The following is a 21,622-nucleotide window of genomic DNA, read 5'->3' as shown; positions in this document are numbered from 1 at the left end:
TCGGTGCACGACGCGGAACAGATTGATCCGCTCCTTGCGGTGCGGGATCTGCGAGTCACGCTGCCCACCGGTGACCGATCGGAAGTGGAGGCGGTCACATCCGTGGCGCTGTCCGTCGCTGATGGTGAGCGCGTCGGCATCGTCGGCGAGTCCGGCTCGGGGAAGTCGGTGACGGGCCGTGCCATCGCGGGCTTGCTCCCCACCTCGCCCCGCGTGCGCGTGGAGGGGTCGATTCGAATCGAGGGTCGCGAGATGGTCGGCGCAGCGCCTGCCGCGTGGAACGGCATCCGGACCAAGACCGTCGGCATGATCTTCCAGGATCCGCTCACCTTCCTGAACCCGACGATGAAGGTCGGCGATCAGGTCGCAGAGTCGATTCCGCGCTCGCGGGCAGGCCGACGCGACGAGGTTCGGCATTTTCTTGCGCAGGCCGGGCTGGAGGACGTCGAGAACCTCGAACGTCGCTTCCCTCACGAGCTCAGTGGGGGCATGCGCCAGCGCGTGCTCATCGCGATTGCGATCGCAAAGCGCCCGACGTTGATCATCGCTGATGAACCGACGACCGCTCTCGACGCCACCGTCCAACGCAAGGTTCTCGCCACCCTTGACGAGGCCGTGCGGACGCTTCACACGTCGTTGATTCTCATCTCGCACGACATCGCGGTCGTCTCCGAGATGACCGATCGTGTCTACGTGATGTACAACGGTCGAGTCGTCGAGTCCGGGACGACGTCTCAGGTTCTCCACGCTCCGGAGCATCGCTACACACGGGCGCTCCTGACGAGCGTGCGCAGCCTGAGCGATGATGGAACCCCGCTGTACTCGATCCCGCCCGACTTGCGGCGGTCCCTCTCTGAGGAGGTGGGACATGCGTCTTGAAGCGAAGCGTGTATCGAAGACCTTCCGGAGCCGGCGTGGCGGCCACGCCGTCTCCGCGGTGAAGGAAGCAAGTTTCGTGGCGCAGCCGGGGCAGTTCGTCGCCATCGTGGGCGAGAGCGGAAGCGGAAAGAGTACTTTGGCTCGTCTTCTTTTGTATCTCATTGAGCCCACCAGCGGCAGCGTCGAGCTCGACGGCGCACCCGTCAACCGGCGTGACCGGGCCGCGGCGATCTCGTATCGGCGAAACGTCCAAGCCGTCTTGCAGGATCCCGCCGGCTCGCTGAACCCCCGCAAACGGATCGATCAGACGATCGGCGAGGTGATACGGCTGCACGACATCGCTCGTCGCGCGGCCGACGTCCGGCGGAAGACGGAGGAGGTCCTGGACATCGTCGGGATGTCGCCGGCCGAACGGTTCCTCGACCGCTACCCGCATGAGCTCAGCGGCGGTCAGCGCCAGCGTGTGCTCATCGCCCGAGCGATCGCTCTCAATCCCAAGATCATCGTCGCTGACGAGGCGATCTCCGCGCTGGACGCGTCTGTGAAGGCCGGCGTCTTGAAGGTGATGGTCGATCTCAAGGAGCGTCTCGGCGTGGGTTACGTCTTCATCACCCACGACCTGCCGGTCGTGCGCAAGGTAGCCGACTACGTGTACGTGATGAAGGCCGGGGAGATCGTCGAGCACGGAGAGAAGGACAAGATCTTCGACAGCCCCGCTCACCCCTATACGCGCATGCTGCTTGATTCGGCACCCGTGCTGCCGTCCCACCGGCCTCCCGCGCATGAGGAAGGAATACGATGACTCCGCGACTTCCGCGTATCAGCCCAGAAGCGATGACTGCCGAGCAGCGTGAGATCTATGCGAAGTTCTCCTCCGGCGATCGCGTCGGATCCAAGAGTGCCTTCTCGCTCGTCCACCCCGACGGCGGACTGATCGGGCCACCAAGTGCGTGGCTGCTCAGCCCTCCACTCGCTCACATCTTCGAGCAGGCCGGCGGGGCGATGCGCTTTGCCTTGCAGCTTTCGGAGCGTGCGCGGGAGATCGCTCTCCTCCTGCACGCGTTCGAGCGCGACTGCGCGTTCGAGATCTACGCGCATCGCATGGCGGGTCGCGCAGCGGGACTGACCGATGGCGAGATCGAAGGACTCGCGTCCCGGACGCCGCCAGCTCTGAATACGCCCGAAGAGCACGCCGTCTTTCATGCCACGCTCGCGCTGCTCGACCACCGACGCCTGAACGACGACGAATACGCGGAGGCTGTCGGCGCGCTCGGGGAGCGAGGGCTGTTCGAGCTGGTCTCGCTCATCGGACACTACGACCTGGTCGCGATGCAGCTGACCGTCTTCGAGTTGGAGCCGCCGACGGAGTGACTTCTCGCGCCAGGGCATGCGCGAGCCGGAGAGGAAGCGGGCGAAGGACGGCTCCGTGTCACGGGCGTTCCGCTCGTTGTGACCTCACCGCGCGGATCTCCGGAACCGGTTCGCATTGTGTAGGTATTGTTCATAGTATGGATCCGTACGGGTGTGCATTCAGAACGCGCGCGAATCGACGGTCTGCGTGGCGGGCCGGATTCGCACACAAATTGATTCACGCGTCGCAGAGCAAGTTCGTATAGTGGAATTTCTGGACCGTCCTGGTGCGAGGTGGGACGCATCGAGGGGAGTCGCTCGTGGCAGATGCAGGAAGCAGTGAGCCGAGAGCCGCTGGCGAGATTCAGGCGGTGGACCGTGCGGCGCAGATCCTCCGCCTCTTCGGTCCGGAGCGGCCGCGACTCACGGCCGCGGAGGCTGCCGAGTTGCTTCAGTTGAACCGCACGACGACCTACAGATATTGCGTTTCACTTGTCGCGGCCGGCTTGCTCGAGCGGGGGGGAGAGTCCGGGACCTTCGTGCCGGGTGCGCTTCTGGTGCAGCTGGGCGCGTTCGCCATCGGGCGTCGGCAGGTCGTCGATCTCGCATCCGCTCACATGAGGAGCTTGAGCGTCGACACGGGACTGACCAGTGTTCTGAGCCTGTGGGGTTCCATGGGGCCGGTCGTTTCGCGGGTGGAAGAGGAGTCGGCGCGTTCCGTCGTCGTAACGGTGCGTGTGGGGACCCAGTTGTCACTCGCATCGGCGCAGGCGAAGATCTTCCTCGCGCATCAGAGTGACCGTGATCGTGCGGAGCGACTGTTGGCCGTGCTGCCGGATGAGTTGCGCGCGGAGGTGGGGCGTGAGATCCGCGAACTGGGTGCGCCCGACGACATCGCGGTGGGCATCGACGGCCTCGGCATTCACGCGATCGCGGCTCCGGTATTCGATGAGTACAGCGTCTGTGCGAGCCTCGCGCTGATCGGCACGAACGACATGCTCCCCTTCGACGTGAATACGGAGATCGCCGCGCGGCTGCGCGAGGCGGCGTCGGCGCTGAGTCGGGAGATGGGCAGCGCCATACCGACGGCTGACTGAGGGGCCGCGGCCCGCTTCGGCGCGCACGGGGATCGCCCGCAACCCGTGTTGCTCTCTGCGCCCCGCGGTGGGGGTGTTCATCGTGCCCGGATGGGGCGTCCGTCAGGAGATCTCACCCGCAGAAATGTCTAGACACCCCTCTGGCCGTATCGTATGCTGAACTAAGCGAACGTATAGTGAACATTTTACGCAAGGGAGCGTCACACATGAGCGGTCGATCGAACCGGCAGATGGCCCTGACGATGTTCATGGTCGGGTTCGGTTTCCACAACGATGCGTGGCGCCGTGCCGGTAGTCGCGCGGAGGAGATCGGAGAGCTCTCTCTCATCCGCGACATGGCTTGTTCGGCTGAACGCGCGCGTCTCGATGCGATCTTCTTCGCAGACAGCTACGGCGCGAAAGGGCTCCGGGACGGCAGCTACCGCGGTACCTCCGTCTATGAGCCGATCTCGGTGATGGGCGTGCTGAGTGGCCATACCGACAAGATCGGCATGATCGGCACGCAGTCCACATCGTGGAACGAGCCGTACACCGTAGCTCGGCAGCTTGCGAGCCTCGATGTGCTGACGGGCGGACGGATCGGCTGGAACATCGTGACCTCGACACGCGGAAACGAGAACGTCGGGCGCGAGGAGATGCCACTCCCCGAACTTCGGTATCGGCGCGCCATGGAGTTCGTCGATGTCGTTCAGAAGCTCTGGGACACGTGGGATTCTGACGCCGTCATCGCTGACCGTGCGAGCGGACGATGGGTTGACGAGGCGAAGATTCGAGAGATCAACCACCGCGGGGAATTCTTCGGCGTCGAAGGCCCCTTATCGATTCGGCGCTCGCCCCAGGAGTGGCCGGTCCTGGTCCAGGCCGGACAGTCTGCCGACGGCATCGAGCTCGGCTCGACCTACGCCGACATCATCTATGCGGTGCAACCCGACCGGGCCGGCGCAATCGAGTTCTACTCGATGTACAAGGAGAAGGTCCGCGCGAAGGGACGAGACCCCGAGAAGGTAAAGGTTCTTCCGGGGATCATGCCCGTGGTCGGCGAAACCGAAGCCGACGCCGAGGAGCTGTCGAACGCGCTTGCCGATTGCATCGTCGAGGAGTCGGGCCGCGCGATGCTCGGCCGGATGCTCGAGTTCGACCTGAGCGACCTCGAACTCAACGAGAAGATCCCCTCAGAGCGATTCGTCGACGGTCCTCAGCACGTCAAGCGCTGGTACCTGTTCCGCGACATGGCGCAGGATATGACACTGCGAGAACTGATGGTGCACGCCTCTCGATCGCTCGGGCACCGCTTCGTCGTCGGCACTCCTGCGCAGGTCGCGGAGTCGATGATCGACTGGTTCGATGCTCGAGCCTGTGACGGATACAACTTCAACCCGCCGAGCATCCCCGAAGGCATGGAGAACATGTTCGGGCTCCTGATTCCGGAGCTGCAGAACAGAGGATACTTCCGCGACGAGTATGTCGGCGACACGTTCCGTGAGCGCTCAGGCCTGATGATCGCGGACACGGATGTGACGAACGTCCGGCGGCGATACGTGTGAGCCGGACGCGCGGCGCGACGGAACGGTGGGTCCGGTTCCGCGCGCAACGCGCATGACCACCATCGACAGCCGTGCAATGACGCAGGGAGAACAAGAACGTGAAGAAGTCGACATCGTTCGGGGCGATTCCCGGGACGCTCATCGGGGCGCTGGTCCTTTCGGCGTGCGCGCCGGCGGGAGGGAGCAATGGCCCGGAGTCAGCGCCGCCATACGTCTACGCCATCGATGATGACCCGCGCGGCCTCAATGCGCAGTTCGTCGGTGCGCCGATGACGGCGATGTTCAGCGCGCAGATGCTCGAGCCGTTGGTTTTCCTGTCGAGCACCTACCAGATGTCGCCGGGCCTTGCCACAGACACGGCGCTCAGCGACGACGGCCTCACGCTGACTGTGCAGCTGCGCGGCGGTGTGACGTGGCATGATGGCGAGCCGTTTACCGCGGAGGACGTGAAGTTCAACTTCGAGGAGATCGTTCCTCTGAACTCCTACGGCGCGGCGATCAGTGAGCGCCTCGAATCGGTTGAGATCCAAGATGAATCGACGGTGATCCTCAGACTCACGGAGCCGTACGGCCCGTTGCTGGAGACGCTCTCATCCCAGTACATGCTTCCGAAGCACGTCTACGAAGGCACCGACTACGTGACCAACCCCGCCAACATGGCGCCGGTCGGCACGGGGCCGATGAAGTTCGACGACTACTCGTCGGGCGAGTCGATCACCCTCGTGAAGAATCATGACTATTGGGGCGGCGAGGTCGCGGTGGACAGTGCGGTATTCCCGATCATGGGCGATGCGACGAGCCGCACAGAGTCGCTGTTCGCGGGAGAGGTCGACCAGACCGTGGTCGACATCACCGCACTGAACCGAATCGCGGACGACCCGAATACGCAGCAGTTGGGCGAGTTCGGATTCCCCCAGGACATCGCGCTCATGTTCAACGCGGAGAGCGAGTACCTGACGGATCCGGACGTGCGTCAGGCCGTGTTCGCGACATTCGATCGCGAGGCGCTGGTTGAGACGGCGCTCCAGGGGCAGGGCGTCCCGGCCGATGGTTTCTTCCCACCGGCCATGGAATGGTCTGTCAGCCCGAACGTGAGCTTCTCAGACGACTTCCCCCACGACACCGGTGCCATCGAGGAGATTCTCGATGATGCCGGTCTTCCGCGGGGCGCGGACGGCACGAGGTTCACGCTCGACATCCGCTACACCACGGAACGCACGGACACCGCGGCGATGGCCGAAATGGCGCGATCACTCTTCGCGGAGGTAGGCATCGAGCTCAACCTCGATGGCACCTCGGCGACGGTTTTCACGGAGAAGGTGTATTCGGAGAGCGACTTCGATCTCGCACTGCTGCCAGCGACCGTCGGTGCGGATCCCAGCATCGGGATCACCCGTTGGTACACCTGCAACGAGGACAAGGCTGCCGGCCGGAACCCCTCTCAGGTGTGTGGCGAGGAGATCGAGACGGCTGCGAATCAGGCTCTGGACTCTGCGAAGCACGAGGAACGCGCGGAGGCCCTCAGCACGCTTCAAGATCGCGCGTCGGACCTGATGTTCTACGCACCGCTCGTGTGGTTCAACGGCCAGTTCCCCTCCGTCAATACGACGCGTTGGAGTGGGCAGGGAGAACCCCAGCCGATCGCCAGCCGCGTGCCCTGGATATCGATGACCTACACGGGTGATTGATCGGCGCCGGAGCCGCCGCCAACACAGCTCATATTTTTTCGTCGCTAATGGAAGTCCGCCGTGCGCCCATGCGCACGTAATACGAGGAGTTGTTCATGGAAGCCAGTCCCGCCGTCGCGAAGGTTCTTGAGGGCCTCGTGGACATGCATTGCCATTCCGGGCCCGCGCCGTTTCCGCGCGAGTTCGACCACGTCGATGCGGCGAAGGAAGGCGACCGTATCAAGATGCGGGCGTTCGTCTCGAAATCCCACCACCACAGCACGGTGATGGATATTCGTGCCGCCCACCGGTCATTCGCCGGGGTGGGCACGAAGGCCTACGGCGGAATCGTCCTCAACAACCAGGTCGGCGGGCTCAACCCCTACGCCGTCGAGATGTGCGTGAGGATGGGCGGCAAGATCGTGTGGTTCCCGACGTTCTCGTCTCGTCGTCATATCGAGTTCCACGAACACGCGCTCGCGCAGGGATTTCCCACGAGCGCCGTCGAGCTGACGACGACGCCCGTGCTGATTCACGATGATGACGGCGCACTTCGCCCAGAAGTCGCGCATATCGCAGACGTCGTCGCGGAGGCCGGCGCGGTGCTGAACGGTGGACATCTGCATCCCGACGACATGTTCGAGCTGTTCTCAGTCGGCGCGGATCGCGGGGTGGAGCGGATGGTCGCCAGCCACCCCAACTTCATCAGCGACGTCACCGTCGAGCAGGGTGTCGCGATGGCGGAGATGGGCGTCTATATGGAGCACGAGGTCGGGATGTACCTCCCGGATGAGCAGCCGTTCTTCGACATCAGCACCCTCGTGGAATGGATCGACGCGGTCGGCGTGGAACGCACGTACCTCGCCTCTGACCTCGGCCAGATCGGCAGAACGCATCCCGTCGACGCGTTCATCTACGTCGCCACGCAGCTTCTCGATCGGGGGTTCCCCGAGAAGGACGTGCGGCGGATGTTCGTCGACACGCCGACATACCTGTTGAACGCCTCCGACGAGAGCTGAGTCCGGATCATGCGTCGCGCGAAGAAGGTGATCATCACCACCGCAGTGACCGGCAGCATCAACGTCCCGTCACAGAGTGAGCACCTGCCCGCGAACTCGGCACAGATCGTGCAGGCGTCCCTCGACGCGGCCGCCGCCGGATCCGCGATCATTCACCTGCATGCCCGTCACGCCGACGGACGTCCGGCATTCGAGCCGGCGCAGTTCGCCGAGGTCATTGAGCCCCTTCGTGCTCAGAGCGACGTGGTGATCAACATCAGCACGGGAGGGTCGCCTTCCATGGGCATCGACGAACGGCTGGCGGCCGCGCGACACTTCGCGCCGGAGCTCGCCTCCCTCAACATGGGAAGCATGAACTTCGTGTATTCCGGGATCGCTGATCGCATCGCCGACTGGAAGCACGAATGGGAGCAGCCGTACGTCTTGCGCAGTTACTCCCAGCCGTTCGTGAACACCTTCGAGCAGATCGAGCAGATCCTGCGGCAACTGGGCGAGGGGGCAGGGACCCGGTTCGAGTTCGAGTGCTATGACATCGGGCACCTCTACACCCTCGAGCACTTCGTCGACCGAGGCTTGGTGAAGCCGCCGTTCTTCATTCAGGGCGTCTTCGGCGTCCTCGGCGGCATCGGCGCGGATCACGAGAACCTCACTCATATGGTCTCCGTGGCCGACAGACTCTTCGGCGACGACTATTACCTGTCAGCGTTCGCCGCGGGCCGGCACCAGATGCCCTTCGCGACACACAGCGCGTGGCTGGGCGGGAACGTGCGGGTCGGCCTCGAGGACAGCCTCTGGATCGGCCCGGGGCGACTCGCGCAGAGCAACGCTCAGCAGGTCCAGAAGATCAGGGCGACGCTCGAGGATCTCGGACTCGCGATTGCCACCCCTGATGACGTCCGCACGATGCTTCGGTTGAAGGGACAAGGGGCCGCCGCTCTCCAGGAAGGGAAGACACCATGATGTACGCCAAAGATGACATCCGCTCGCCTCTGCAGGTGACGGCTCCACGCGCGACGGCCGACCCGTCGACTCCCATCAGCCGGGCGCAGTTGATCGAGTTCCACGCGTATACGGATCACCCCGACGACTACCCGGTCGAGCGATGACTGCTCGCGGCCAGAGTCTCTTTCGTGCGGCACTTCGTCGCACCTCGCCCGCGCTCGGGACGTGGGTCAAGATCCCGGCCATGGAGAGCATGGAGCTCATCGCTCACGCAGGGTTCGACTTCGTCGTGATCGACCTCGAGCATTCGGCGATGAGTACCGAGTCGGCGTACCGGCAGATCGGCGTGGCAACGCTGATGGGAGTGTCGCCGATCGTTCGTGTTCCCAATCTCGATGCCGGCCTTGTGGGCCGCCTGCTCGACGCGGGGGCCGAGGGCATCATGCTGCCGCACGTGGACTCGCCCAGCTATGCCGAGGAGGCGATCCGGGCGATGCGCTTCCCTCCGCTGGGGGAGCGGGGTGTCGGCTCGACCGGTCGGGCCGGCCGCTGGGGAGCACTTCCCCGCGATGAGTACGTACGCTTCGCCCAGGAGGAAGTGGTGTTCATCGCCCAGCTCGAGAGCGCTGTGGCAGTGAAGAACGTCGAGATGATCGCCGCTGTCGCGGGCGTGGACGCCCTCCTCGTCGGTGCGGCGGATCTTGCGATGTCCGAGCAGCGCGAGGGATCGGATCCGGTCGTCGCTCGTCTGATCAGCCAGGCCGTACAGGGTGCGCGGGAGCAACAGACCCCGATCGGCTGTTCCGGACCAGCGACAGGACGCGCGGTGCGAGAAGCCGCTGATGCGGGATTCTCATTCACCATGTTGAGCAACGACGCCAGCCTGCTCGGCGAGGCGGCCGCCACCGCGGTTGCCGTCGGACGCGCGGAGAGCAGCGACCCTTCGTCCGATCTCGGCCACCATTCCCAGGAGCACCCATGACAAACGAAATCTCTCCTCTCGGTCTGCTGGCCGGTAAATCAGTTCTCGTCACCGGCGCAAGCGGCGGCATCGGCGCGGCCGCCGCCCGTGTCTTCGCGGCGGAAGGAGCGTCGGTCATGCTGGCCGCACGTTCCCAGCACCTCCTTGAGAGTGTGACGGATGAGCTCCGCGGCGCGGGGCACGCCGCCGCGTACGTGGTCGCCGATGTCTCGACGGGCGCGGAGGTCGCCCGGGCCGTGGACGCAACTGTGGAGAAGTTCGGCAGGCTCGACGGCGCGTTCAATAACGCGGCGATGGGTCAGGGCGGCAAATTGGACGACGTGTCCGAGGAAGAGCTCGAACGGATCCTCGACGTGAACGTGAAGGGCGTGTGGTTCTGCCTGCGCGAAGAGCTCCGAGCGATGCGCCCGGCAGGGGGCGGATCCATCGTGAACGTGAGCAGCATCGGCGGATACCGTGGCAGCCCCGGCTTCGGCGCCTATCAGGCGACCAAGCACGCCGTGCTCGGGCTGACGCGAACGGCGGCTCACGACAACGGACCCGACGGGATCCGTGTGAACGCACTCGCGCCGGGACCGATCCTCACGGCGATGGTGCTGAAGGGCGACGGCGAGGTCCCCGAGCCAGTGAGGGCTCGTGTGGCCGCCACTCCGTTGCGCAAGGCCGGAATGCCGGAGGAAGTCGCGCACGCCGCGGCATGGTTGCTCAGTGATCGCGCGAGTCACGTGTCTGGCGTCACGCTTCCCGTGGACGGTGGCCTCACGGCATGAGTCGTGAGCTCGAAAAGACGAGCGTGGCTGCGATGCCACAGATGAAGGAGCACAGATGACGAACCGGATGCCTCGGATCCTGCCCGACGACATGAGCCAGGAGCAGGCGGACCTGTATGCCGAGTTCATGGCCGACACGTTCAAGCACGCTGTCCCGAAGCCGCAAGGCGGAGGACTGAATGGACCTCCCGGAACATGGCTTCTGAGTCCGCAGGTCGGTCGGGCGTTTCGAGCGATGTACCGCGCGCTGCGCTATGAGACGGAACTCACAGCACGAGGCCGCGAGATCGCGGTTCTGCTTCACGCCGCGGAACGCGACTGCGCCTTCGAGCTGCACGCCCATCGCCTGATCGCGATTCGCGACGGATTGAGCGAGGACGAGGTGGAGGCCCTGGTCGCGCAACGTCCGATCGAGAACGCGTCCGAGGAGGAGGAGATGATCTTCCGAACCGCGCTCGCACTGGTGCGTCACCGTGAGCTCACGGACGAGCAGTACGCCGAGACGACCGCGGTGCTGGGGGAGCGCAAACTCTTCGAACTGATCTCACTCCTCGGTTACTTCGACGTGCTCGCCACCCAGTTGACCGTGTTCGGCGTGAAGCCTCCCGTCGACGAGGCTTCGCAGTAGGTGATCTCGAGTGTCCGTCGAACAACGAGCAGAGCGCGGGACGAGCGGCCCGAGCGAGGCACGACCGGCGCCTGAACCGACGCAGAACGAGAAGACCGTCTGGTGGCGTGCGGTCCTCGGCGAGTACTCGACCGGGGTCTGCCTGCTGACCGCACGCACAGGCTCACAGCTGCATGCCATGGTCGTGGGCACCTTCACCGCGATCAGTCAGCAGCCGCCACTCGTCGGCGTCTTCGTCGACCGCACCTCGACGACGTTCCCGCGCCTCGCCGCCGCGGGCGGGTTCACGGTGAGCGTGCTGGGGGCCGCGCACGAGCAGCTCAGCCGGAACGTTGCCGCGAAGGCGCCGGGTCGGTTCGACCAGGCGGGATTCGTCGACGGTGAGGCGGGACACCCGCACCTCGCGGATGCCGTTGCCTGGTTCGACACCGTCATCGAACGTCGCGAGGAGATCGGGGACCATGATCTGGTCGTCGCCCGGGTCACCGACTTCGGCATCGGCGCCGATGCCGAGCTGCCGTTGCTGTTTCGGCGGGCCGGCTACGGATCGTTCGCGGCCCCGAGCGAGCCCTATGACATGCGGTCGTTCGTCGAGCGACTGCATCTGGCGCAGGCAGCTGACCATGAGCTGCAGCGTGTGTCGGACGCGCTGGGCGTGCCCCTCACCGTCAACACCCAGATCGGCGACTCCGTGGTCACCGTGGGAATGGTCGCTCCGTACTCCGCGGAGTTCGATTCCGCGAGGATCGGGCGGTCCTTTCCGTTTGCCGCTCCCGTGGCGCCCGTGTTCGCCGCCTGGGCCCCGCCCGAGCGGATGCATGCGTGGACGGAGGGGGCGCGGCACCTCATCGGGCGAGTGGAGCGAGCGCAGATCGCTCGGCAGCTCGACGGCGTCCGCGAGAGAGGGTATGGCCTCGTGGGTCGTCGCCCCGCCGGACCTCGATTCGACACTCTCTTCAGCGAGGGCGCGTCACGCAGCGCATTGGCGCAGACATGGGACGAGATGTTCGCGGTCGGGGGCGGACTCGACGACGATCCCGAGAGGGTGTGGCAGCGCGTGAGCGGCATCCAGGTTCCCGTCTTCGGCGACGGCGAGGTTGTCCTCGCGCTGTATGCGACCTCCCTCTCAGAGCTGCGGAGCCGCGGCGAGTTCGACGCGCTCGTCGAAGCGCTCGTCGTCGCGTCGCGCCGCGTCTCCGGACTCATCGGAACGGCGCAATGACGCGGTGAGAACGGGCCGCGGCGCGACGTCATGACGGCCGCGCCGCGCCGGGTCGTTCAGTTCGTATCGGCGAGCCAGCGCTGTTCGCGCTCGTAGAACTCGTCCAAGGCGTCACGCCGGTCATCGCCCAGCAGGTCCGGGTTCACGGTGATCCCGCGCCGCTGCTGCAGGTACGCGAGGTGCTTGTATGAGGGGCGCAGCGTCTCGAGGAGCGCCTTGTCGATCGGAGCGGTCATCGTCGCATCGACCGGGGCGAGGATGTCGCGTTCGAAGAGCACTTCGAAGGTGAGCAGCTTCCACACGCCGTCCTCCCGTACCACGCGGGAGAAGAATCGGCAGAAGACGAAGAAGTCGACATCGACGTCCTCGACCGCCACGCGATTGAAGATCATCGCGGGGCTCTCGACGGTCGCTCGGTCGCCGTTGAGCTGAGCGATCGCCGGAAACACCCAGTGCTTGCTGTTCCCCCGTCCCACCATCCCCTTGCGTGAGGCGTCGACATAGGCCTGACCGCCGTGTCCGTCGTACCAGCTCGTGCGCACGTAGGCATCCTGATGAAAGCAGGCGCTCATCACGTCGTAACGGCGTTGGTCCCGCGCGAACCGTTCCCGCCGAACGAGGTCGAAGATCTCCTCCCGGTCAAGCAGGGACTGGAGTCGATCGTCGTTGTTCTGCTGCATCCTGGCTCTCCTTTGAGGGGTGGGCGCCGCCGGCACACACTCACGAACGATGTTCACAATAACATTTGAAAGTTCGTAATGTGAATCAGTTCCTGTGAGCGGCGAATGGTGTCATCAGGTGTCAAGGGTGAGGAGAACCACCTGGCGCCTGGAAGGTTGACCTGTGTGAGCCCTTGAGTACGCCGCAACCCCGCGTTACCATCAAGTGAACATGTAGGTCGGATGGCGAACGATGATGGTGTCGGTTCGCGCTCGAGTCCGGCAGGGAGGCAGGCAGACAGTGAAGAAGACAACCCGGGCCCGCACCGCTTTCGTCGGCGTCACCGCGGGGATGCTCGCGCTGACTGGCTGTGCGGGGGCGACCTCTGATTCCGGCGGCGAGGATCGGACCTACGTGTACGCGATCGACGACGATCCACGAGGAATGAACGCGCAGCTCGTCGGAGCGCCGGCGACGTCGATGTTCAGTGCGCAGATGCTGGAGCCGCTCATCTTCCTGTCGAGTGACTACACGATGTCACCGGGGCTCGCGGAGGACTGGGAGCTGAGCCCGGACGGGCGTGAGCTCGAGCTGTCGTTGCGGGACGGGGTGACCTGGCACGATGGCGAGCCCTTCACCGCGGAGGACGTCAAGTTCAACTTCGAAGAGATCGTTCCGCTGTCGTCGTTCGGCGCGGCGGTCGACAGCCGCCTGGATTCGGTCGAGATCACCGACGATGAGGACGTCGTCCTGCACATGACGGAGCCATACGGCCCGCTGCTGGAGGTCGTCTCGGCGCAGTTCATGCTCCCGAAACACGTCTACGAGGGCACGGACTACGCCACGAACGAGGCCAACATGGCACCGGTCGGTACGGGGCCCCTCATGTTCGAGTCGTACTCGTCCGGCGAAGACGTGGTGCTCGTGAAGAACCCGGATTACTGGGGTGGTGACGTCCAGGTGGATCGAGTCGTGTTCCCCATCATGAAGGACTCGACGAGCCGGTCCGAGGCGCTCTTTGCCGGTGAGATCGACCAGACGGTCATCTCCAGCGCTCAGCTTCCGCGAATCTCGGACGACCCCGCGACCGAGCTGTTGGACGATTTTGCGTATCCGCAGACGATCTCGCTTCTGTTCAACGCCGGCGAAGGTCCGCTCGAGAGCGCTGCGGTACGCCGAGCAGTCTTCTCGGCCATCGATCGCGACACGATCGGAGAGAAGATCCTGAAGGGCTTCGGGACACCCACCAACGGGTTCTTCCCCGAGTCTCTGGACTGGGCGCTGAGCCCGGACGTGGACTTCGAACGGGACTTCCCGCGCGACGTCGAGACGATCAACGCGGAACTCGATGAGGCCGGTTTCCCGCGCGATGCGGACGGCACGCGGTTCACACTGGACATCCGGTATCTGTCGGAGCGCACCGATACGTCCGGCATCGCGGAACTCGCCAAGTCGATGTTCCAGGACGTCGGCATCGGGCTGAACCTCGTCGGAACGACGGCGGCTGTCTTCATTGAGAAGGTGTTCACCGAGAGCGACTTTGACCTCGCCCTCCAGGCGAGCACCGTCGGCGCAGACCCGAGTGTCGGCATCTCTCGCTGGTATACGTGCAACGAGGAGAAGGCTTCTGCGGCGAACCCCTCGCAGATCTGTGACTCCGAGATCGATGCGGCCGCGGCTGATGCGCTGAAGACGGCGGACCAGGCACAGCGCGGAGAAGCGTTCGCAGCGCTCCAGAACCGTGCCGCAGAGCTGATGTACCACGCTCCGATCGCCTGGTTCAACGGACAGTTCCCGAGCTACAACACGAGCCGGTGGGCGGGCCAGGACGAACCACGCCCCGCGAGCAACCGCATGCCGTGGACGACGATGACGTACGTCGGCTGATCGACCGTCCTCCGCTTGTCCTGTTGGATTCGAGGTCGTGTATCGCTCCCGAGGAACGGGCTCGATACACGACCTCGAACAGCTCGGCCACACACCTCGCGCTCTAGACTGACTCGGTGGCTGAATCCGGGATCCTGCTCGTCGACAAACCGTCCGGCGTGACGAGTCATGATGTCGTCGCGCGGGCGCGACGCGCGCGCGGGACCCGAAAAGTCGGTCACGCCGGCACGCTGGATCCGATGGCGACGGGGCTGCTCGTCGTCGGGGTCGAAGCGGCCACGCGCCTGCTGACGTTCATCGTCGGGCTCGACAAGACGTACCGCACGACGATCAGACTCGGATCCGCGACGAGTACGGACGACGCCGAGGGCGACGTCGTCGACGTCAGCTCGCGCGCAGACCTCGAAGCGGTCTCCGACGAGCGGATCCGCGAGGGCGTCGCCGCACTGACGGGCGACATCGCGCAGGTGCCGAGTGCCGTCTCGGCGGTGAAGGTCGATGGGCGCCGCGCCTACGACCGCGTGCGTGCCGGCGAAACGGTCGAGCTGGCCGCGCGGCACGTGACCGTCTCGCGGTTCGCCGTCTCCGCGGTTCGCCGCGAGGCCAGGTCCATCGATATCGATGCGGAGATCGACTGTTCGACGGGCACGTACATCCGTGCGCTCGCCCGGGACCTCGGTGCGTCTCTCGGCGTCGGCGGGCACCTGACGATGCTGCGTCGCACGCGCGTCGGTGAGTTCTCGGTCGACGAGGCGAGCGGAGCGGACGAGCTCGAGCAGGCACCGATCCTGCCGCCCGCGGACGTCGCTGCTCGTGTGCTGGGCGCGCTCGAGGTCACGTCCGATGTCGCACGCGACCTGCGCCATGGCAAGCGCGTCGCGGTGCCCGAGGCGTTCGATGGCCAGCGCGCCGCGATCGCCCCAGACGGAGAGCTCATCGGCGTCGTCGAGCGTCGAGGCGACACGATGAAGAGCACGATGAACATGCCGGAGCGGCAGGGAGAAGACCGATGATCCTGTGGTTCACGATCGCGCAGATCGCCGTGGCGGTCATCGCCGGCGTGCTGTGCGTGGCACTGGGGCTCGCCGGCCGCCGCCCCGGAGACGTCTCGGTCGGATCCCTCGCGCTCGTGCAGGTCCTGCTCATCGCGCAGATCGTCGTCGCGATCATCGCTCCGTTCGCCGGGAACGCGCCGACCGGCAGCCTGCTCGAGTTCTGGACGTACCTGATCTCCGCGGCGGTCCTCCCGATCGCCGGCATCGTGTGGGCGTTCGTTGACCGTGGCCGCTGGAGCGTCGTCGTGATGGGCGTGCTCGCGCTCGCGGTCGCGGTGATGCTCTACCGGATGCACGTCATCTGGACGATCCAGGCCGTGGCCTGAACGCCGCTGTGCGCCGGATAAACTGACCCAGGTATGTCTGACATTCGATCATCTCGCCGCGTCACGGGCATCGGCACGGTGCTCACATTCGTCTACGGCGTCATGGCGCTCGCCGCGAGCGGACGGTCGTTCGTCCAGATCGTCGGCCGGTTCGGTGAGGCTCCTCTCCCGTACCTGCTGAGCGCCGCCGCTGCCGTCGTCTATGTGATCGCCACGATCGCCCTCCTGCTGTCCGCGAGCCGCGCGTGGTACCGCATCGCCTGGATCGCGGTGCTCTTCGAACTCGTCGGCGTTCTCGTGATCGGCACGCTCAGCTGGGCTGTCCCGGAGGTCTTCCACGCCGACGCCACGGTGTGGTCGCTTTACGGCAACGGCTACGTATGGATCCCCCTCGTGCTGCCGCTCGTCGGCATCTGGTACCTCGCGACCAAGCGCGAGCGCGCCCGGAAGGACACCGCATGATCGTGCTGAACGATCCCGCCGAGATCCCGGAGGGATTCGGCTCCACGGTCGTCGCCATCGGCAAGTTCGACGGCGTCCATGCTGGCCACCGCGCGCTGATCGAGAAGCTGCTCGTCGACGCCGCCTCCGACGAAGCGCGCACCGTCGCGGTGACGTTCGATCGACATCCGCTCGCGACGATCGCGCCCGACGCATCCCCGGAGCAGGTGGTGTCGATCGCCCAGAAGATCGACCTGCTCGCGGCGAGCGGCCTTGACGCGACGCTCGTGCTCACGTTCGACGCGGCACTCGCATCGGTGCCCGCGGAGGAATTCGTCCTGCGCTACCTCGTTGACGGGCTGCGCGCACGGCGCGTGCTCATCGGCGAGGACTTCCGTTTCGGGCACCGCGGCGCGGGCGATGCGACGCTGCTGCGACGCATGGGCGACGACCACGGCTTCACGGTCGAGGTCATTCCGCCGGTCGCGAGCCGTTCCGCCGACGTCGCGGATGACCGACGCGTGTCATCCACCTGGATCCGCGAGCTGCTGTCGGTCGGCGACGTGGAACGTGCCGCGAAGCTGCTCGGACACGACCACGGCGTTCGCGGCGAGATCGTGCATGGCAAGCGCCGCGGTCGCGCTCTCGGCTTTCCCACCGCGAATCTCGCTCCGAGCCTGGACGGGTTCGTGCCCGCCGACGGCGTGTACGCCGGCTGGCTCTCCGTTCGGCCTGCGGAAGGGGTCCTCGGATCCGGCGCGCAGCACCCCGCGGCGATCTCGGTCGGCACGAACCCGACATTCGACGATGTGCCCGAGCGCGTCGTCGAGGCGCACGTGCTGGATCGCGACGACCTCGACCTCTACGGCCGTACCGTTGACGTCGAGTTCGTCTCGCGGCTCCGCGGGATGGTCGCGTTCGAGGGGCTCGACGACCTCATCGCGCAGATGCGCGACGACGTCGATGCGGCGCGTGACGCGCTGCGTCAGTAACTGGATCCGTCTTCTGCGGATGAAGCGGGGCCGCCCGACTGTCGCGTGCGCAACTCGCCGAGGATCGCCGCACTCGCGCTCGTGCCGAGGCGCGTCGCGCCGGCCGCGAGCATCGCCGAGGCGGCATCGAGGCCGCGCACGCCGCCGGATGCCTTGACCTGCGTCTTCGAGGAGACGGTCGCTCGCATCAGCTCGACGTGCGGCACCGTCGCGCCGCCGCCCGCGAAGCCGGTCGACGTCTTGACGAAGTCCGCGCCGCCCAGCTCCGTCAGCCGCGAGCCGCGAGCGATCTGCTCGTCGTCGAGGAGGCTCGTCTCGAGGATCACCTTCGTCACCATGCCGTCCGCCGCCTCGACGACCCCGCGAATGTCGTCCGTGACGCGGTCGTCATCGCCGTCGCGGAGGGCGCCGATGTGCACCACCATGTCGAACTCGCTCGCGCCGTCTGCACGCGCCTGACGGAGTTCGGCGATCTTCGCCGCCGTTGACGTGGTGCCGTGGGGGAACCCGATCACGGTGCCGACGGCGACACCCGTGCCGTCGAGACGCCGAACCGCGTACGCGACATCCGACGGGCGAACGCACACGCTGAACACGCCCCATTCCGCGGCGATGTCGAGCTCGCGGTCGACGTCGGCACGCGTGAGGTCCGGCTTGAGGATCGCGTGATCGATCGTCGACGCGACATATTCTTCTGTCAGCTCGGTGGGCATGGGGCCAGGTTACCCGCCGGAGTTGAAGGCATGGCGTAGAATATTTAGCGTTACCCGCGGGGGACGACGAATGGACGCTCGGTCCGCGTTCGTCGGACCGGCTCACAGCCGCAACCCGCGATGCACGACCTCACGGCCCGTTCGCCTCTGACGGCAACGGCTATTCGGCTCAGGAGGAGCATGCCGACCACGGCACCCGCGCGACAGCGCAAGAAGTCCTCGTCCGCACGACGCGACGACGTGGCACCGATCATCCCGATCCTCGCGCGCAAGGTGCGTGAGGTTGAGGCGAAGTCCCAGAAGAACAAGCTGGGGCCGACCAACCGCGTGAAGTTCCAGGTCATCGCCTTCCTCGTGCGCGAGGAGCGCGCACGAGTGAAGGAAGACCATGAGCTCTCCGATTCGGCGCGCGCAGAGCTGCTCAAACGACTCGATGGCGTCGCGACGATCCTCGCGAAGACGGCGGCGCGCGACACCTCGCTGATCCAACTGCTCGAAGTCGACCAGGCCACGAGCCCTGTCGCGAAGCGCATGCGCCGCGACTGGCTGCTCGACGCCGGCGTCGAGCTGCCGCCCGAGGACCTCGTCATCGACGACGCGAAGCCGAAGGTGGCGGCGCCGATCGTGCCGGCCGTCGCGGCTGAGCGGGCCGTGCGGCCCGCTCAGGTCGAGGCGCGGATCGACTCGAACCCGTTCCTCGCTCCGGACCCGGCCCGGTTCACGCCGATCACTCAGCCGCGTCGGCAGCTTGACAGCTGGGAGCTGATGGGCCCGCTGTACAAGGCGTTCGCTCAGGGCGCCGGCGGCGGGGCCGCGACGATGCAGCTCCCGGAGCTGCCCGAGTTCGATCGGCTTTCGCCGCGCGGCCTCGAGATCATGGTCCACCAGTCGCGGTTCCTCGAGGCCGTGCGTGCCGGGCACCGTCGATTCCTGCTCGCCGACGAGCCGGGCCTCGGAAAGACTGCGCAGTCGGTGCTCGCCGCCAGCGTCGCGAACGCCTACCCGATGCTGGTCGTCGTCCCGAATGTGGTGAAGATGAACTGGGCGCGCGAGGTCGAGCGGTGGACCCCGCAGCGTCGCGCGACGGTCATCACGGGAGACGGCAACGACGTCGACGCATTCGCCGACGTGTTCATCGTCAACTACGAGATCCTCGACCGCCACCTCGCGTGGCTGAGCGAGATCGGGTTGCGAGGCATGGTCGTCGACGAGGCGCACTTCATCAAGAACCTCAGCTCGCAGCGGTCGCAGAATGTGCTCGCCCTCGGCCAACGCATCCGCGAGACCGCGCCGGGCGGAGACCCCCTGCTGATGGCGCTGACCGGAACGCCGCTCATCAACGACGTCGAGGACTTCGACGCGATCTGGCGGTTCCTCGGATGGGCCGACGGCACGAAGCCCGGCCCCGAGCTCATGGAGAGCCTCGACGCCGCGGGCTATACACCCGCGGACAAGTCGTTCTACCCGGCAGCGCGCCAGGCCGTCATCGACCTCGGCATCGTGCGTCGCCGCAAGAAGGACGTCGCGAAGGACCTTCCGGACAAGCTCATCGCCGACATGCCGGTGCAGTTGGACGACGAGTTCGGCCGCTCCATCGCGCAGGCGGAGCGCGAGCTCCAGCGACGCCTCGTCGACCGCTACCACCGGATCCTCACGGCGCGCGGCGATCGCGAGCGCGCGCCGGGGGATATCGACGAAGACATCGTGCATCTCGTGGCGTCGGGGGAGCTCGACGAATCCCGCGCGGCGGGAACCGACGGCGACAACGTCTTCTCGATGGTGCGCCGCATCGGACAGGGCAAGGCTCAGCTCGCTGCCGACTACGCGGTGCAACTGCAGCGCTCGGTCGGCAAGGTGGTCTTCTTCGCGAAGCACATCGACGTCATGGACAGCGCCGAGAAGCACTTCCGCGAAGCCGGTCTCACCTCCGTGTCGATCCGCGGCGAGCAGACGGCCCAGGCGCGGCAGGACGCAATCGATGCGTTCAACGAAGACCCCGCCGTCGGCGTCGCCGTGTGTTCGCTCACGGCAGCCGGTGTCGGCGTCAACCTGCAGGCTGCCTCGAACGTCGTCCTCGCCGAATTGAGCTGGACCGCCGCCGAGCAGACGCAGGCGATCGACCGCGTGCACCGCATCGGACAGGGCGAGCCCGTCACGGCGTGGCGCATCGTCGCGGCGAACACGATCGATCAGCGGATCGCCGAACTGATCGACTCGAAGGAGGGCCTCGCCGCCCGCGCCCTCGACGGTGCGCAGATGCCGGCAGAGGACGTCGAATCCGTGCAGCTCGCGACGCTCAAATCACTCCTCCGTGAGGCGCTTTCCGCGTAACGTCGCACCGGCCGGAACCGATAGTCTCGGAGCATGAAGATCGGGATCCTCACATCGGGCGGAGACTGCCCAGGCTTGAACGCCGTCATCCGCGGAGCAGTGCTCAAGGGCTCGCGGAAGTACGGCATCGAATTCGTCGGAATCCGCGACGGCTGGCGCGGTCTGGTCGACGCCGATTTCTTCCCCCTTCAGCGTGCGGACGTGAAGGGGCTGTCGAAGGTCGGCGGCACGATTCTCGGAACGAGCCGGACGAACCCCTACGAGGGTGACCGCGGCGGCGCTGAGAACATCACCAAGACCCTCTACGGTCACAAGATCGACGGCATCATCGCGATCGGCGGCGAGGGCACGCTCGCGGCAGCCAACCGGCTGTGGAAGGAAGGCGTGCCGGTCGTCGGTGTGCCGAAGACCATCGACAACGACCTCGCGGCGACCGACTACTCGTTCGGCTTCGACACGGCCGTGAATATCGCCACCGAGGCGATGGACCGGCTGCGTACGACCGGTGACTCCCATCAGCGCTGTATGGTCGCGGAGGTCATGGGCCGTCACGTCGGATGGATCGCCCTGCACTCCGGAATGGCCGCCGGTGCCCACATCATCTGCATCCCCGAGGTTCCCCTGACGATCGACGACATCTGCGAGCAGGTCGAGTCCGCATCGGAGCGCGGCCGTGCTCCGCTCGTCGTCGTCGCCGAAGGTTTCAAGCTGAAGGGCCAGGAAGAGGCATACTCCGACAAAGGCCTCGACGCGTTCAACCGGCCGCGCCTCGGCGGGATCAGCGAAGTCCTCGGCCCGATGATCGAACAGAAGACCGGGATCGAGACCCGCTCGACCGTGCTGGGTCACATCCAGCGCGGCGGCTCGCCCTCCGGCTTCGACCGCGTTCTGGCGACGCGCCTCGGCCTCCACGCCGCAGACGCCGTCGTCGACGGCGCCTGGGGAGAGATGCTCTCGATGCGTGGCACCGAGATCGAGCGCGTCACCTTCGACGACGCCCTCGGCGAGCTCAACGAAGTCCCCCACTCCCGCTACGAAGAAGCCTCCGCCCTCTTCGGCTGACCCCACAGTCCCCCCTCGCGGCGTTGGCCTCAGTCCACGTGCGCGGGCACGCCTC

The 21,622-nt window shown here is 66.0% G+C and carries 22 protein-coding genes; 20 read left to right on the top strand and 2 right to left on the bottom strand.

Annotated features, from left to right (window positions below; genetic code table 11):
* The first annotated feature begins 3 nt into the window (after positions 1-3).
* The 13 genes from IEW87_RS13395 (at position 4) to IEW87_RS13335 (ending at position 12,100) form a co-directional block, all read left to right on the top strand.
* Positions 4-879, top strand: a complete 876-nt coding sequence (locus IEW87_RS13395) for an ABC transporter ATP-binding protein (RefSeq protein WP_188712901.1) — start codon at positions 4-6, stop codon at positions 877-879.
* Positions 869-1,681, top strand: a complete 813-nt coding sequence (locus IEW87_RS13390; RefSeq protein ID WP_188712900.1) for an ATP-binding cassette domain-containing protein — start codon at positions 869-871, stop codon at positions 1,679-1,681. The genes IEW87_RS13395 and IEW87_RS13390 overlap by 11 nt, the downstream gene beginning before the upstream one ends.
* A complete protein-coding gene (locus tag IEW87_RS13385; protein WP_188712899.1) occupies positions 1,678-2,250 on the top strand; it encodes a carboxymuconolactone decarboxylase family protein in 573 nt (190 codons plus the stop codon). Before IEW87_RS13390 ends, IEW87_RS13385 begins: the two co-directional genes overlap by 4 nt.
* Positions 2,251-2,549: 299 nt before the next feature.
* Entirely contained in the window at positions 2,550-3,326 is a 777-nt protein-coding gene (locus IEW87_RS13380) for an IclR family transcriptional regulator (RefSeq protein WP_188712898.1), read from the top strand.
* A 206-nt stretch (positions 3,327-3,532) separates the two neighbouring features.
* A complete protein-coding gene (locus IEW87_RS13375; protein ID WP_188712897.1) occupies positions 3,533-4,870 on the top strand; it encodes an NtaA/DmoA family FMN-dependent monooxygenase in 1,338 nt (445 codons plus the stop codon).
* Positions 4,871-4,968: 98 nt separating this feature from the next.
* On the top strand, positions 4,969-6,558 hold the full coding sequence (locus IEW87_RS13370) for an ABC transporter substrate-binding protein (RefSeq protein WP_188712896.1): 1,590 nt from the start codon (positions 4,969-4,971) through the stop codon (positions 6,556-6,558).
* A gap of 95 nt (positions 6,559-6,653) precedes the next feature.
* Positions 6,654-7,556 carry a DUF6282 family protein gene (locus IEW87_RS13365; protein WP_188712895.1) on the top strand — a complete coding sequence of 301 codons (903 nt, stop codon included), beginning with the start codon at positions 6,654-6,656 and terminating at the stop codon, positions 7,554-7,556.
* 9 nt (positions 7,557-7,565) lie between these two features.
* The gene (gene kce / locus IEW87_RS13360) at positions 7,566-8,516 is read left to right on the top strand and encodes a 3,5-dioxohexanoate:acetyl-CoA acetone transferase (protein WP_188712894.1); all 951 of its coding nucleotides are present in this window, start codon (positions 7,566-7,568) and stop codon (positions 8,514-8,516) included.
* On the top strand, positions 8,513-8,662 hold the full coding sequence (locus IEW87_RS13355; RefSeq protein ID WP_188712893.1) for a hypothetical protein: 150 nt from the start codon (positions 8,513-8,515) through the stop codon (positions 8,660-8,662). Before kce ends, IEW87_RS13355 begins: the two co-directional genes overlap by 4 nt.
* Positions 8,659-9,480 (top strand): HpcH/HpaI aldolase family protein, encoded by an 822-nt coding sequence (locus IEW87_RS13350; protein WP_188712892.1) that lies wholly within the window; start codon positions 8,659-8,661, stop codon positions 9,478-9,480. Before IEW87_RS13355 ends, IEW87_RS13350 begins: the two co-directional genes overlap by 4 nt.
* The gene (locus tag IEW87_RS13345; protein ID WP_188712891.1) at positions 9,477-10,250 is read left to right on the top strand and encodes an SDR family NAD(P)-dependent oxidoreductase; all 774 of its coding nucleotides are present in this window, start codon (positions 9,477-9,479) and stop codon (positions 10,248-10,250) included. The genes IEW87_RS13350 and IEW87_RS13345 overlap by 4 nt, the downstream gene beginning before the upstream one ends.
* Positions 10,251-10,305: 55 nt before the next feature.
* On the top strand, positions 10,306-10,878 hold the full coding sequence (locus IEW87_RS13340) for a carboxymuconolactone decarboxylase family protein (protein WP_188712890.1): 573 nt from the start codon (positions 10,306-10,308) through the stop codon (positions 10,876-10,878).
* 10 nt (positions 10,879-10,888) lie between these two features.
* Entirely contained in the window at positions 10,889-12,100 is a 1,212-nt protein-coding gene (locus IEW87_RS13335; RefSeq protein ID WP_188712889.1) for a flavin reductase family protein, read from the top strand.
* Between the two features lie 56 nt (positions 12,101-12,156).
* Here IEW87_RS13335 and IEW87_RS13330 read toward each other — a convergent pair whose 3' ends face one another.
* Positions 12,157-12,780 carry a nuclear transport factor 2 family protein gene (locus IEW87_RS13330; protein WP_188712888.1) on the bottom strand — a complete coding sequence of 208 codons (624 nt, stop codon included), beginning with the start codon at positions 12,778-12,780 and terminating at the stop codon, positions 12,157-12,159.
* Positions 12,781-13,060: 280 nt separating this feature from the next.
* Here IEW87_RS13330 and IEW87_RS13325 point away from each other — a divergent pair, with 280 nt between their 5' ends.
* The 5 genes from IEW87_RS13325 to IEW87_RS13305 all read left to right on the top strand — a co-directional run bounded on the left by IEW87_RS13325 (position 13,061) and on the right by IEW87_RS13305 (position 17,461).
* The gene (locus IEW87_RS13325) at positions 13,061-14,647 is read left to right on the top strand and encodes an ABC transporter substrate-binding protein (RefSeq protein WP_188712887.1); all 1,587 of its coding nucleotides are present in this window, start codon (positions 13,061-13,063) and stop codon (positions 14,645-14,647) included.
* 116 nt (positions 14,648-14,763) lie between these two features.
* Positions 14,764-15,660 (top strand): tRNA pseudouridine(55) synthase TruB, encoded by an 897-nt coding sequence (gene truB / locus IEW87_RS13320; protein WP_188712886.1) that lies wholly within the window; start codon positions 14,764-14,766, stop codon positions 15,658-15,660.
* On the top strand, positions 15,657-16,028 hold the full coding sequence (locus tag IEW87_RS13315) for a hypothetical protein (RefSeq protein WP_188712885.1): 372 nt from the start codon (positions 15,657-15,659) through the stop codon (positions 16,026-16,028). The genes truB and IEW87_RS13315 overlap by 4 nt, the downstream gene beginning before the upstream one ends.
* A gap of 33 nt (positions 16,029-16,061) precedes the next feature.
* Positions 16,062-16,490 carry a hypothetical protein gene (locus IEW87_RS13310; protein ID WP_188712884.1) on the top strand — a complete coding sequence of 143 codons (429 nt, stop codon included), beginning with the start codon at positions 16,062-16,064 and terminating at the stop codon, positions 16,488-16,490.
* On the top strand, positions 16,487-17,461 hold the full coding sequence (locus IEW87_RS13305) for a bifunctional riboflavin kinase/FAD synthetase (RefSeq protein WP_188712883.1): 975 nt from the start codon (positions 16,487-16,489) through the stop codon (positions 17,459-17,461). The genes IEW87_RS13310 and IEW87_RS13305 overlap by 4 nt, the downstream gene beginning before the upstream one ends.
* On the opposite strand, the gene deoC is transcribed toward IEW87_RS13305, so the two are convergent.
* Positions 17,455-18,174 carry a deoxyribose-phosphate aldolase gene (gene deoC / locus IEW87_RS13300; RefSeq protein ID WP_188712882.1) on the bottom strand — a complete coding sequence of 240 codons (720 nt, stop codon included), beginning with the start codon at positions 18,172-18,174 and terminating at the stop codon, positions 17,455-17,457. The two genes, IEW87_RS13305 and deoC, sit on opposite strands and share 7 nt — an antisense overlap.
* A gap of 180 nt (positions 18,175-18,354) precedes the next feature.
* Here deoC and IEW87_RS13295 point away from each other — a divergent pair, with 180 nt between their 5' ends.
* On the top strand, positions 18,355-20,505 hold the full coding sequence (locus IEW87_RS13295; RefSeq protein WP_188712881.1) for a DEAD/DEAH box helicase: 2,151 nt from the start codon (positions 18,355-18,357) through the stop codon (positions 20,503-20,505).
* 33 nt (positions 20,506-20,538) lie between these two features.
* A complete protein-coding gene (locus IEW87_RS13290; RefSeq protein ID WP_188712880.1) occupies positions 20,539-21,567 on the top strand; it encodes a 6-phosphofructokinase in 1,029 nt (342 codons plus the stop codon).
* Positions 21,568-21,622: the final 55 nt, after the last annotated feature.

Origin of the sequence: Microbacterium faecale (assembly GCF_014640975.1) — a bacterium.
Classification (GTDB): domain Bacteria; phylum Actinomycetota; class Actinomycetes; order Actinomycetales; family Microbacteriaceae; genus Microbacterium; species Microbacterium faecale.
The sequence above is the reverse complement of the archived record's forward strand: the minus strand, read 5'-3'. Positions and strand labels throughout refer to the sequence as shown.